Source organism: Labrys sp. 22185 (assembly GCF_052045555.1).
Lineage (GTDB): Bacteria > Pseudomonadota > Alphaproteobacteria > Rhizobiales > Labraceae > Labrys > Labrys neptuniae.
Genome location: NZ_JBQEPH010000021.1, coordinates 97,175 through 108,309 on the forward strand (window position 1 = coordinate 97,175; position 11,135 = coordinate 108,309).

Annotated in this window: 12 protein-coding genes; 10 read left to right on the top strand and 2 right to left on the bottom strand. The window is 62.6% G+C overall.

Going from position 1 to position 11,135, the window contains the following annotated elements:
* Positions 1-49 precede the first annotated feature (49 nt).
* From ACTJKX_RS28640 to ACTJKX_RS28660, 5 genes are all read left to right on the top strand, one after another.
* The gene (locus ACTJKX_RS28640) at positions 50-1,504 is read left to right on the top strand and encodes a biotin carboxylase (protein WP_415082298.1); all 1,455 of its coding nucleotides are present in this window, start codon (positions 50-52) and stop codon (positions 1,502-1,504) included.
* 8 nt (positions 1,505-1,512) lie between these two features.
* Positions 1,513-2,529, top strand: a complete 1,017-nt coding sequence (locus tag ACTJKX_RS28645; RefSeq protein WP_311935120.1) for a C45 family peptidase — start codon at positions 1,513-1,515, stop codon at positions 2,527-2,529.
* An 89-nt stretch (positions 2,530-2,618) separates the two neighbouring features.
* Positions 2,619-3,866, top strand: coding sequence for a D-amino acid dehydrogenase (locus tag ACTJKX_RS28650; protein WP_440727320.1), 1,248 nt, complete (start codon positions 2,619-2,621; stop codon positions 3,864-3,866).
* Between the two features lie 4 nt (positions 3,867-3,870).
* Positions 3,871-5,655 (top strand): alanine racemase, encoded by a 1,785-nt coding sequence (locus tag ACTJKX_RS28655; protein ID WP_311935114.1) that lies wholly within the window; start codon positions 3,871-3,873, stop codon positions 5,653-5,655.
* Positions 5,656-5,680: 25 nt separating this feature from the next.
* Positions 5,681-6,025 carry a RidA family protein gene (locus tag ACTJKX_RS28660; RefSeq protein ID WP_440727321.1) on the top strand — a complete coding sequence of 115 codons (345 nt, stop codon included), beginning with the start codon at positions 5,681-5,683 and terminating at the stop codon, positions 6,023-6,025.
* 66 nt (positions 6,026-6,091) lie between these two features.
* Here the strand turns inward: ACTJKX_RS28660 and ACTJKX_RS28665 are convergent, their stop codons facing one another.
* Positions 6,092-6,574, bottom strand: coding sequence for an Lrp/AsnC family transcriptional regulator (locus ACTJKX_RS28665; RefSeq protein WP_415082293.1), 483 nt, complete (start codon positions 6,572-6,574; stop codon positions 6,092-6,094).
* Positions 6,575-6,702: 128 nt separating this feature from the next.
* Here ACTJKX_RS28665 and ACTJKX_RS28670 point away from each other — a divergent pair, with 128 nt between their 5' ends.
* From ACTJKX_RS28670 to ACTJKX_RS28680, 3 genes are all read left to right on the top strand, one after another.
* Positions 6,703-7,119, top strand: coding sequence for a DUF2000 domain-containing protein (locus ACTJKX_RS28670; protein ID WP_311935109.1), 417 nt, complete (start codon positions 6,703-6,705; stop codon positions 7,117-7,119).
* Between the two features lie 388 nt (positions 7,120-7,507).
* Positions 7,508-8,194 carry a class I SAM-dependent methyltransferase gene (locus tag ACTJKX_RS28675; protein ID WP_367623072.1) on the top strand — a complete coding sequence of 229 codons (687 nt, stop codon included), beginning with the start codon at positions 7,508-7,510 and terminating at the stop codon, positions 8,192-8,194.
* 71 nt (positions 8,195-8,265) lie between these two features.
* Positions 8,266-9,084 (top strand): enoyl-CoA hydratase, encoded by an 819-nt coding sequence (locus tag ACTJKX_RS28680; protein WP_394308334.1) that lies wholly within the window; start codon positions 8,266-8,268, stop codon positions 9,082-9,084.
* Positions 9,085-9,162: 78 nt separating this feature from the next.
* Here ACTJKX_RS28680 and ACTJKX_RS28685 read toward each other — a convergent pair whose 3' ends face one another.
* Positions 9,163-9,507 (bottom strand): DMT family transporter, encoded by a 345-nt coding sequence (locus ACTJKX_RS28685; protein WP_311935103.1) that lies wholly within the window; start codon positions 9,505-9,507, stop codon positions 9,163-9,165.
* 738 nt (positions 9,508-10,245) lie between these two features.
* Here ACTJKX_RS28685 and ACTJKX_RS28690 point away from each other — a divergent pair.
* Both ACTJKX_RS28690 and ACTJKX_RS28695 read left to right on the top strand, forming a co-directional pair.
* Entirely contained in the window at positions 10,246-10,554 is a 309-nt protein-coding gene (locus ACTJKX_RS28690) for a glutathione S-transferase N-terminal domain-containing protein (RefSeq protein ID WP_440727322.1), read from the top strand.
* 23 nt (positions 10,555-10,577) lie between these two features.
* On the top strand, positions 10,578-10,952 hold the full coding sequence (locus tag ACTJKX_RS28695; protein WP_440726361.1) for an IS630 transposase-related protein: 375 nt from the start codon (positions 10,578-10,580) through the stop codon (positions 10,950-10,952).
* The last annotated feature ends 183 nt before the right edge of the window (positions 10,953-11,135 follow it).

The window sequence follows — 11,135 nt, forward strand, 5'->3', positions numbered from 1 at the left end:
GCATAAGAAGAAGCACAAGATAAGATCAGGAAAGCATAAGGGGTTCGCAATGAAGACCATTCGGAATGTCGCCGATCTACGCGTTGTCATGCATCGCAACGAGCAGCCGATCTATTTCATATCGGCGACGAATTTCAACCTGATCGGCATTGATGAATGGGTCAGAAACTTCAAATTCATTAGCTATATCGACTGTTTCGACGGACGCCACCCCAATGTCTTCGTTCCCAGCGAGATCCCTCACGCTGAATTCGAAAGTATCGAGGACATCAACAACTATCTTCTTCAGCACAAGGAAGTGATCGACTACATCAAGCGCCGCGGCGGGCGCGCGGTTGCGACCTTCCTGATGTTCGACGAGACGACCGAGGAGATCTGCAACGACCTCGGCATCGAGGTTTGGTTCCCCAAGGCGTCGCTGCGCCAGCGCTGCGACAACAAGATGGAGACCGTGCGCATTGGCAACAAGGCCAAGGTGCCGTCCGTGCCCAATACGCTGGCCGGCGCCAAGAGCTATGAAGAACTGCTGGCTGCCGCCAAGAAAGCCGGTATTGGCACCGATCTCGTCGTGCAGACCGCTTTCGGCGATAGCGGCCACACCACCTTCTTCATCGCCAGCGAGGACGACTACAACAAGCATGCCAAGGAGATCTCGGCCGAGGACGAGGTCAAGATCATGAAGCGGATCAAGTGCCGTGGCGCGACCATGGAGGCCTGCGCCACCAAGTCCGGCACGCTGGTCGGCCCACTGCTCACCGAAGTCGTCGGCCAGCCTGAGCTGACGCCTTACAAGGGCGGCTGGTGCGGCAACGAGATCTTCCCGGGCGCCTTCTCCGAGACCATCCGCGCCAAGGCGCGCGACATGGCCTATCGCTTCGGCAACCAGTTGGTGAAGGAAGGCTATCGCGGCTATTTCGACCTCGATTTCCTGATCGACATCAAGGACAACGAGGTCTATCTGGGCGAGCTCAATCCGCGCATCTGCGGCGCCTCTTCGATGACCAATCACGCGGCCTTCGCCTATGCCGACGCGCCGCTGTTCATGTTCCACCTGATGGAATTCTCCGGCATCAAATACAAGATCGATGTCGAGGAACTGAACAATCGCTGGGCCCAGAAGGAGTTCATCGATAGTTGGTCGCAGGTGGTGATCAAGGCGACCGACAACATCGTCGATATCGTCACCCATGCGCCTTCGTCGGGCATCTATCGCATGGCGCCCGACGGCAGCGTCTCCTATGACCGCTTCGACTATCACCGCCAGGCGATCGAGAACGAGCAGGAGGCCTTCTTCCTGCGCATCACCGGACCCGGCGATTACCGCTATGAGGGCGCCGATCTCGGCATCCTCATCACGCGTGGTAGGGTGATGAACGACGAGTTCGACCTGAACGAGCGGGCACTGAACTGGATCAAGGGCATCAAGCGGCTTTATGCCACCAAACCCCTGACGGAAGTCCAGCGCGACGACACCCCGTCGGCCGGCTCCTTCAAGATCCTGTAAGCGCGATCATGGATCTCCTGTTCGAAGCCGTGGACGAGGACCAGCCGGGTGCCAAATGGCGCCAGCTGTTCGATCGTCATTGGCACGCCTATAGCCGCTGGTTCATGCGGGACGGCATCAGGGCTCGCCCGACCTATCTGGCAAGCCTGAAGGCGATGCGTGCCCATATGCCGGAACTGTTGCCGGCCTATGAGGCGATCGTCTCGGCAGCCGGTGACGGCGACCTGGAAGCCCGCTTCCTGTCGATGTGGTGCCCGCCTGTTTATGTCGGCGGTTGCTCCCAAGCGATCATCACCGATCCCGAACCGGCACTCATCCGCAATTACGACTACAGCCCGCGCCTGCTGGAGGGCTCGTGGCTCGCCACCCGCCTCAACGGCAAGCGGGTGGTGGCGGTGGTCGATTGCCTGTGGGGCGTGCTCGACGGCATCAACGAGGATGGTCTTGCCGTCTCGCTCTCCTTCGGAGGGCGGACCGCGGCAGGACCGGGCTTCGGTATTCCGATCGTGCTGCGCTATGTGCTGGAATTCGCCTCTGATACCGCAGAGGCGATCGAGATGCTGCGGCGCATCCCGGTGCACATGTCCTATTCGGTGGCGCTGATCGATCGCGAAGGTCATCACGCCACCGTCTATGTCAATCCCGACCGTCCGGCCGAGGTCGTGGCCAAGCGTGTCAGCACCAACCACCAGCATGGCGTGGAATGGGCGCGCCATGCCCAGACCACCAAATCGGTGGAACGGGAGGCGGCGCTGGAGAAGGCGCTGGCCATACACCAGAGCACCGAGAACGTCCTGGCCGGCTTCCTGCGCCCGCCCGTCTACCAGACCTCGTATGGCAGAGGCTACGGCACGCTCTATACGGCGCTCTATCGGCCGCAGGACGCCTCGGTCGAACTGGTCTGGCCCGGTGTGATCTGGCGGCAGTCCTGCGCCGAGTTCCAGGAGGAAGCGCGCGTCATTCGCTTCAATGACGGCGATTCCGGTGGTTTCGCGCCGACCTTCAAGCAGGGGACTGTGAGCTGACCGCGTCTCCTGCCAAGGATAAGGAAGAAGATCCACCTGGTGCGATAATAAGTTGATAATACGGAGGAAAACTCCGTAGGGGAGGCGTAATGAGGGTTGTCGTTCTGGGGGGCGGTGTCGTCGGTACGGCGGCGGCCTGGTATCTGGCAAAGGACGGCCACGAGGTCACGCTGATCGAGCGGCATGCCGATGTTGCCTGCGGGACCAGCCAGAGCAATGCCGGTCTTGTATCGCCGGGCGACTCGACCGCCTGGGCGTCGCCGGCCGCGCTCGTGACCTTCATCAAGTCGCTCTACAAGCCCGACATGGGCATCAAGGTCCGCTTCAACCTCGATCCGAATTTCCTGGCCTGGACCTGGCGCTTCCTGCTGCAATGCACGCAGGCTCGTGCCAATGCGAACACGGAAGTGAAGCTCAGGCTCGCCTTCTATGCCCGCGAATGCATCAACGCGCTGCAGGACGAAACCGGCCTTGCCTATGACGACAAGCGCAAGGGCATTCTCTATTTTTATCGCTCGCAGCAGAGCCTTGAGGCCGGCGCCAAGCATATGGGCTACATCGCCGAACGCGGTCTGAAGATCGAGATCGTCGACAGGGAGCGCCTGGCCGCGCTGGAGCCGGGCCTCGCCGCCGTCAAGCACCAGATCGCCGGCGGCGTCTATTCGCCGATGGACCAGACCGGCGATTCCTGCCTGTTCACCCGCGGCCTTGCCGAACTTGCGCGTGAGCGGCATGGCGTGCAATTCCGCTTCAACACCACGGTGACCGGCCTCGATGTCGAGGGCGACCGGGTTAAGGCCGTGCTGACCGACCAGGGGCCGGTGGCCTGCGATGCCGTGGTGGTGTCGCTCGGGCCCGAAAGCTCGCTGCTTGCCCGCAGGATCGGCATCGACGTGCCCGTCTATCCGGTGAAGGGCTATACCGCCACCATCCCGGTCAACGACGACAAGGGACCGACCATGGGCGGGGTCGACGAGGACCGGCTGATCGCCTATTCGCGCCTCGGCAACCGGCTGCGTATCGCCTCCACCGCCGAATTCGCCGGCTATGACCGCAGCTACAAGCCGGCTGACTTCACCACCATGTTCAAGACGGCGCACGATCTTTTTCCCGGCGCGATCGACGAGAGCAAGGCCGTGCTCTGGGCTGGCCTCAGGCCGATGATGCCGGGTTCGGTGCCGGTGCATGGCCGGGCGCGCTATGCCAATCTCTATCTCGATACCGGCCACGGCCATGTCGGCTGGACGATGGCCTGCGGGTCGGGAAAGCTCACCGCCGACCTTGTCGCCGGGCGCCGCCCGGAGATCGACACCACAGGCCTGCTCTACCGGAACTGAAGCGATGCCGGATCCCCAGATTGCCATCGATCTCGCCAGGATCGAACACAATGCCCGCACCATCGTCGAGACCTGCGCCAAAGCGGGCATCACGCCGTTCGGCGTGACCAAGGGCACCTGCGGCATGCCGCAGGTGGCGCGTGCCATGCTGCGCGGCGGCGTGGCCGGCATTGCAGAGTCGCGCTTCGAGAACATTCGCCGCCTGCGCGATGCCGGCATCGATTGCCCGATCATGCTGCTGCGCAGTCCGCCATCCTCGCGGGTCGAGGAATTGGTGCGCACGGTCGACATCAGCCTGCAATCGGAACTCCAGCTGATGCGCGAGATTTCGCGCGTGGCCGAGCGGCTGGGGCGGGTGCACGACGTCATCCTGATGGTGGATCTCGGCGATCTCCGGGAAGGGATCTGGCCGAGCGACCTGATCCCGACGGTGGAAGCGGTGATGGAATTGCCGGGCATACGCATTGCCGGTGTCGGCACCAATCTCACCTGTTTCGGCGCCATCATTCCGACCAAAGAGAATCTCGACCAGCTGGTGGCCCATGCCTACAAGGTCGAAAGCGTAACCGGGCGACATCTCGACTGGGTGTCGGGCGGCAACTCCTCCTCATTGCCTTTGCTGCTGGCGGGCGGCATGCCGGCGGGCGTCAACAATCTGAGGATCGGCGAGGCGATCCTGCAGGGCGGCCGCGACACTTTCCTGGAACAGCCCTGGGAGGCGCTCGATCGCGATGCCTTCGAACTCACCGGCGAATTGCTGGAAGTGAAAGTGAAGCCATCCATGCCGATCGGCAAATCCGGCATCGACGCCTTCGGCAACGTGCCCGTCTTCATCGACGAGGGCGACCGCCTGAGGGGCATCGCCAATATCGGACGCGAGGATGTCATCGCCGAGGGCCTGATGCCGACTAGGGCCGGCGTGAGGGTGCTGGGGGCCTCCAGCGACCATCTGGTGCTCGACCTCACCGAGGCCGATCCGCCGCTCAAGGTGGGCGAGGATGTCAGCTTCCGGCTGAATTACGGGGCGCTGTTGACGGTGATGACGTCGGAATATGTGGAGAAGGTTCCGATGCGGGACGTGATGGAGCAGGGGCAGAGCCGGAGTTATGCGGTCGAAACGGATGAGGTCGGCGGCGCGGTGCTTTCTGCCCATAATGTCGCCGCACGCATCGAGCGGCTCGGTTTCGAGGCAGGTGGAGCGCAGGCATCTATCGTGCTGTCCACCGGCGCAAGGCGAGCCGACATCATGCCCTTCATCGAGACGGCCGGACGTCGCTACGATGCGCTGGGGCTGATCTGGATCGATTCCGACGCGGCGATGATGCCGGACGTGGGGGAGGCAAAGCCTGCAGAGAACGCGGTGCTGCGGCATCTGCTCGCCCGTCTGCCGCCTCATATCACGGCGGAAAACGTGGTTCTTCTCGGCCTGCGCGAAGCCGATCCGCTGGAGGTTGAGGCGCTGAAGGCCTCGCGTATGCGCATCTTCACGATGGCAGAGATAGACGCGGTTGGTCTGCGCCATGCCATGCGCGAGGCGATCGCCATCGCCTGTGCCGGCACGCGAGGCTTTCACCTGTGCTACTCGCCGACCGCCACCGACATGTCGGATTGGAGTGGCGGCATCGGCGGCATCACTGTGCGCGAGACCCATTCGGCCATGGAGATGGCGGCGCTCAGCGCTCGGCTGCGCTCGCTCAGCGTCTCGGGCATCGATAGCGATCTGCCCCCCACCATCGGTGCCGAATGCGCCAATTTCATCCTCTCAGCTTTCGGCAAGACCATTCTCTGAACGCTTATCCCAACAGGAGACTTCCATGATCAAGCGTCTGCACCCCGGCAAGCGGTTCTGCGAGGCCGTCATCGTCAACGGCATCATCACCACCGCCGGCATCACCGGCCGCGATGAGACCGCCGATACGGTCGGCCAGACCAGCGACATTCTTGCCCAGATCGACGCGCTGCTGGCCGAGGCCGGCACCTCCAAGTCCAAATTGATCAGCGCCAGCATCTGGCTGCGGGACATTGCCCATTTCGACCAGATGAACGAAGTCTGGGACCAATGGGTCGACAAGGACAATTTGCCGGTGCGCGCCACGGTGGAAGCGCGCCTGGCCGCGCCCGAACTGCTGGTCGAGATTCAGGTCAGTGCAGTCGTCTAAAGCAGTTCCTCCCGCCCTTGCCCGGCATCGGCGGGAGGCTTGCAAACCGGATGAGACGAGCAGGCTTCAAGGTGCTGCCAGCCCGACCGGCAGGGAACGGAGCGGCTTGATTTCCTTGAGCACGAAGGTCGTCTGCATTTCCTTGATGCGGGGCAGGCGGCGTACGGTGGCCATGGCGAATTGCGCATAGGCGTCGAGATCCGTCGCTACGACCTGCAGCAGGAAGTCTGCGTCGCCGGCGATCGAATAGCAGGCTATGACCTCCTCAAGCCGCAGGACCTCGTTGGAGAAGGCCTCGGCTTCCGCCTCGCTGTGGCTGTCGATCTTGACGCGAATAAAGGCGAGCACGCCGAGCCCAAGCCTGCGGCGGTCCAGCACGGCCTTGTAGCCCTGGATGACGCCGTCCTCTTCCAATTTTCGTACGCGTCGCCAGCAGGGCGAGGTCGAGAGTCCGACCTTGTCGGCCAGGTCCTGATTGGTGAGACGCCCGTCCTCCTGCAAGGCTGTCAGGATTCGGGTATCGGCGGGTTCAAGGTCAGGATGAGGCATGATCTACCTATTGATATAGAAAATGAGGTACGAGCTACCAAAATTATCAAAAATATAGAACAGAAAGGTAAAATTGGTCGGCGGAATTGCGCTATCCCTGCCTCTTCGAGATCAGCGAGGAGACTTCCGTGAGCGACGACATTCGCCTGGCCATCATCGTCAACCCCGCTCTGCCGATTGGCCTGGTTGCCAATACTGTCGGCGCTGTCTGTGTTGGTCTCGGAGCCCGGATGCCGGTGCTGGGGGCGACCCAGCTCGCCGACCGTCAGGCGCGGCGCATCGACGTCAGCGCCAATCGGCCCGTGCCCGTGCTGCAGGCGGATGGTGAAACCATCCGCGCGATCATGCTCAAGGCATTGCCCGCCGCCGATGAACGGGCAGTGGTGCCCTTTCCCGCCTTTGCCCGCAGTCTGCATGTGTTCGCCGACTATGGCATCTCCATGCCCGCGCGAGATCTCGCTGAGGAGGAGGTCGATGGCCTCGGCCTTGCGGGTCCCACGAAATGGATCCGCTCACTGACCGGATCGCTGAAGCTCCTGCGCTGAGCCGGGCGGCGGCAGTCTCGACAGGGAACTGCAGATGACTCCGCGAGTTTTCCAATAATCGGCCGGGCTGCGACATTGGATCGGCAGGGCGAGCATTCGAATCCTTGACTCTCCGCGGCATATTTTGAAAAGAAAGAGGCGTAAACAGACTAGGTGCCATGCCGTCGTGCAGGAGGCGCCATTCGGATGCCTCGGAAATCGGCATTCGGCTCGGGAGGCGGGCGCCGGACGGAACCGGTCATCACCCGCGAAAGCGTCTTGCGATTTGGCTTAATCGGTGAGACGTCGAAACAAGGGGGCGGCAAGGCGTCGTTTTCAACGAAGCACGTTTTGCGCCAAAGATCATGAACACCTTTCGGCTGGGCCGGGTGGTGCCGTGGTCGGCAAGGTGAAAGGGCTTTTCCCGATGGAATGGGCTGGGAGAGACAGCAATACGGCTGCGGAGCCGTCCTACGCACGCACCTATTATCGTTGGGCTCGTTTCTACGACCTCTTCTTCGATTGGCCGTTCCATCCCGGGCGCCTGGCGGCGGCGCGGGCCGTCGCCCAAGCCGCCGGCAACAATGGCGAGGTGCTGGTCGCGGGTGTCGGCACGGGCCTCGAGCTTGCGCTGATGCCGGATAATCTGCGCATCCTCGGCATCGATCTCGCCCGCCCCATGCTCGACATTGCCCGCGAACGGGTCAAGCGCAAGGGGCTCGACCAGGTCAAGGCACTCAGGGTGATGGACGCGCAGGCCCTGGAATTCCAGGAAGGCCGCTTCGACGTGGTGCTGGCGCCCTATCTTCTCAGCGTGGCGCCTTCGCCCCAGCAAGTGCTCGAGGAAATGTGGCGGGTAACCCGGCCGGGCGGCGAGATGATCATTCTCAACCATTTCTCAGCCGAGGACGGCTGGCGCGTACGGGCGGAGAAGGCGCTGATCGGCGCGGGCGGCTGGCTCGGCTGGCGGCCTTATTTCCCCTATGCGGTGATGACCGACTGGCTGGCCAGCCGCCCCGAGGCGCAGCTGCTCGAGCGCCGTGAAGTGGCGCCTGCGCGCCTGTTCACCGTTCTGCGTATCCGCAAGCCGGCCTGAGAAAACCAGTCTGACATTGCGGGCGTGGCGGCCGAGCGCGTAGACTGGCCGCCCTGTTGCGGAGTGTTGCCATGACTGTCGCCGTCTCGATCCAGAACGCGCCGTTGGAGCGTCCCTCGGAGCCGATCCTGCTGCGAGAGGACAAAGGTGGGGTGACGACTCTCACCCTCAATCGGCCGCAGCAGTTCAATGCGCTCTCCGAGGGTATGCTGGAGGCGCTGCAGCAGGCACTCGACGCGATCGCTGGTGACCGCACCATACGCTGCGTCGTCCTGGCGGCGAACGGCAAGGCCTTCTGTGCCGGGCATGATCTGCGCCAGATGCATGCCAACCGTCGGCTCGATTATTATCAGGCCCTGTTCGCGCAATGCAGCCGGGTGATGCAGGCAATCCAGGCGCTGCCTGTGCCGGTGATCGCCCGCGTGCATGGCATTGCCACGGCGGCGGGATGCCAGCTGGTGGCGAGTTGCGATCTCGCCATCGCTTCGCAGGCGGCGCGCTTTGCTGTTTCCGGCATCAATGTCGGGCTGTTCTGCTCGACCCCGGCGGTTGCCCTCTCGCGCAATGTCTCGGCCAAGCGCGCCTTCGACATGCTGGTGACCGGCCGCTTCATCGATGCTGAAACGGCGGCAGATTGGGGCCTGATCAACCAGGCGGTGGCCGAAGCAGACCTCGATGCCGCCATTGCGGCCAAGACGGCGGATATCCTGGCCAAGAGCCCCACAGCGGTGCGCTATGGCAAGCAGATGTTCTACCGCCAGCGCCAGATGGCGCTTGGCGAGGCCTACGGCTTTGCCGGCGAGGTGATGGCGCGGAACATGATGGAGGAGGATGCTGCCGAGGGCGTCGAGGCCTTCCTGGAGAAGCGGCCTGCACGGTGGGGCGCTTGAGCTCGCCCGGAGCAGAGCGCATCGTCTAGACGGAAACGCATTGCGATTCTTGGTGATTCCGCCAAATCTCAAAACGCCCTAGTGGCTGATCGATTTCGACATCAGGTTGATGATCACCACACCGGCGAGAATCAGGCCGATGCCGATGATGGCCGGCAAGTCGAGCGACTGGTTGAAGGCGACGAAGCCGACCAGCGAGATCAGCACGATGCCGATGCCGCTCCATAGCGCGTAGGCGATGCCGACCGGCATGGTGCGCAGCGTATAGGAGAGGAAATAGAAGGCGGCCATATAGCACAGCCCCATCATCACCGTCGGCCACAACCGGGTGAACTGCTCCGAGGCCTTGAGGAGCGAGGTGGCGATGATTTCGAGAACCACGGCGATCACCAGGGCTGCGTAGGTCGTGACGGCTGGGCTCAATGGGAGGTCCTCGGAAAGGTGCGTCGCCGACGCTGCGTTGGGGAGCGCGGGGCAGGGCCGCGAGACCTGCGATAGCCAAGGCGCCTTCTTCTGTAAAGGATCGGCCCTGCCGTGGAACCGTTCTGCGACCATGCGTCCGAGGGAGTGCCGTTCGAGAGGCGGAGGAGGGCGTGAGCTCGTCGTCTCGGCGAACAAGATGCTTCGAGGTGGCGGCAGCATGCCCGCGCTCTCAAAGAAGGCCGCATCGATCTTGCCCTGGGGTTGTCAGCGAGGGGAGCAACGAGGCTCTAAAACGGCACCGGCGCGCGAATTGCTTCGCGCGCCGGCCGGTTCTTGCGGATGACGGGAGCACCGAAGCGCTCACCCTTTCATCCGGGGATGATCCAGATTTTCGGTAGCTGGAACGTCAAGTGGCGGAGACCACCTTGGCTGAGCCAGCGCAAATTTCCAGGATCTTCGTAAGGTTAGACACTGGATCACCTCCTTTCGTGGGTTGCGAACCCTTTGAGCATGGCGGCGATGGCCGGGGATGTAAAGAGCTCGAGGTCAGAAGGGCAGAAACTGGCCCGGAAATGCCCCTTTTTTGAGCTTAAAACCCAGAATATCCTCCGTTGGAGCCCAAGATATTGGCAAATCCTCTCAATGAAGGCACTCCGAAGTCCATGAACCCTGTGTCTTGATTCGGGCCATGTGAGTTTGTTGGCCGGAGCTTGGGCGTGTCCTGGGAGGAGAAAAGCGGTGACCGAGGCATTCGTCGTCTATGGAGCAGCAGGCTCAGGATCGGTTCCGATCGAGGCGGCTCTCGACCTACTCGAATTGCCTTATCACGTGCAGGAATGTTCTCCCTGGGAAGGGCAAGAGGAGGCAGACAAACTCGCCCCTATCAATCCCATGCTGCAGGTGCCGGCCCTGGCACTGCCGACGGGGGAGGTGATAAGCGAAAGCGCCGCGATCCTGATCTGGTTGGCCGATCGCTATCCCGACGCACGGCTAGAGCGTCGTGCGGGAAGTTTGAGTCGAGGGATTCCCTTTTGGGTGGATTCGTGATTCACCGTGTTAGGAGGTGGATCATGGCCCATTCTGACGACTTACGCGTTCGAGTGACCGATGCGATTAGCCAAGGGCAGTCGCGCCGAGCGGCGGGGCGGCGTTTTGCCGTGAGTGCCAGTTCGGCGATCCGCTGGGCTTCACGAGTGGAACGGAGCGGGCAAGTCAAGGCTTCGAAGATGGGGCGGCCGGCGGGCAAAGGGCCGCTGTCGGATCATCTGGACTTCCTCATCGCTGCAGTGGAGGAGACGCCGGACATAACCATGCCGGAGCTTGCCGAGCGTCTCCAGCAGGCGAGCGGGATTGTTGCTCATACCGCTTCCCTGTCGCGCCTTTTGTGCCGGGCCGGGTTCACGTATAAAAAAACAGCTGATGGCGTCGGAGTGCGCACGCGCTGACGTGGCCGAGAAGCGTCGTGTCTGGATCCAGAAGCGTCAGCCCCGGATGCGCCGCCAGCCAGGCCGCCTGGTCTTTATCGACGAGACGAGCCTCAACACCAAAATGACCCGCCTGCGTGGCCGCGCCCCTCGCGGTCGCCGGCTCAAGGCCCGTGCCCCCTTTGGCAAATGGGGGACCCAGAC

Excerpts from the sequence above, each read along its gene's own strand:
- ACTJKX_RS28640 (WP_415082298.1), top strand. The coding sequence starts at position 50 with ATGAAGACCATTCGGAATGTCGCCGATCTACGCGTTGTCATGCATCGC.
- ACTJKX_RS28645 (WP_311935120.1), top strand. The coding sequence starts at position 1,513 with ATGGATCTCCTGTTCGAAGCCGTGGACGAGGACCAGCCGGGTGCCAAA.
- ACTJKX_RS28650 (WP_440727320.1), top strand. The coding sequence starts at position 2,619 with ATGAGGGTTGTCGTTCTGGGGGGCGGTGTCGTCGGTACGGCGGCGGCC.
- ACTJKX_RS28655 (WP_311935114.1), top strand. The coding sequence starts at position 3,871 with ATGCCGGATCCCCAGATTGCCATCGATCTCGCCAGGATCGAACACAAT.
- ACTJKX_RS28660 (WP_440727321.1), top strand. The coding sequence starts at position 5,681 with ATGATCAAGCGTCTGCACCCCGGCAAGCGGTTCTGCGAGGCCGTCATC.
- ACTJKX_RS28665 (WP_415082293.1), bottom strand. The coding sequence starts at position 6,574 with ATGCCTCATCCTGACCTTGAACCCGCCGATACCCGAATCCTGACAGCC.
- ACTJKX_RS28680 (WP_394308334.1), top strand. The coding sequence starts at position 8,266 with ATGACTGTCGCCGTCTCGATCCAGAACGCGCCGTTGGAGCGTCCCTCG.
- ACTJKX_RS28695 (WP_440726361.1), top strand. The coding sequence starts at position 10,578 with ATGGCCCATTCTGACGACTTACGCGTTCGAGTGACCGATGCGATTAGC.